This is a genomic window from Micromonospora echinofusca (assembly GCF_017614955.1).
Classification (GTDB): Bacteria; Actinomycetota; Actinomycetes; order Mycobacteriales; family Micromonosporaceae; genus Micromonospora; species Micromonospora echinofusca_A.
In genome coordinates, this window is record NZ_WVUH01000712.1 from 1 (window position 1) to 728 (window position 728).

The 728-nt window shown below is 76.2% G+C and carries 1 pseudogene; it reads right to left on the reverse strand.

Features of this window, described 5'->3' with window-relative positions:
* A pseudogene (locus tag GSF22_RS34030) lies at nucleotides 1-728 on the reverse strand (ATP-dependent helicase); the annotation flags it as partial.

The following is a 728-nucleotide window of genomic DNA, read 5'->3' on the forward strand; positions in this document are numbered from 1 at the left end:
GCGTACGGGTCGGGTCGGGTGGGCATCGGGCGGCGCAGCACGCCGGCCAACGCCTGCGGATCACGGCGCAGGGCCACCAGCTGGGAGACCGACAGCTGCCCGGGCAGCCCGACCTCCACCGGCCCGTCCCGCCCGACCAGGGTGGCCCGCTCGGCGAGCAGCAGATCCACCTCCCGGCGCCAGCCCCGCACCACCTCGTCCGGCTCCGGCAGCCCGGACGCCGTCCCCTCGGCGTCGACCCGATCCGGATCAGCCCGGTCCGGATCAGCCGGGTCCAGATCGGCCGGGTCCAGATCAGCCCGATCCGGATCGCCCGGACCGGCCGGCGGGTCGGTCAGGAACCGGCGGACCAGGGCCGCGCCCTCCGCGATCACCGGGCGGCGGGCGCCGAGCGGGTCGGCCGGCCACTCCGCCCGGAGCACCACCTCGGTGGTCGGATTGGTGGCATCCCCGGCCGGCTCCGGCGCCCAGACGTCCACCACGTACCCGTCCCGGCCATCCAGACAGGTGTCGTGGATCTCACGCAGCAGCACCGACGGGCCGCGTGGACGTTTCGTCCCCTCCCCCCACCAGTAGCCGGAGCAGAGCAGCAGCCGGCGGGGTCGGGTGACGGCGACGTACGCCAACCGGCGCTCCTCCCGCTCGTCGTGCGCCCGCCACCGGTCGACGAAGGCGGTCAACGCGCCCGCCACCCCGCGCTGGTCCTCGGCGTCGCCCAGCTCCAGCAC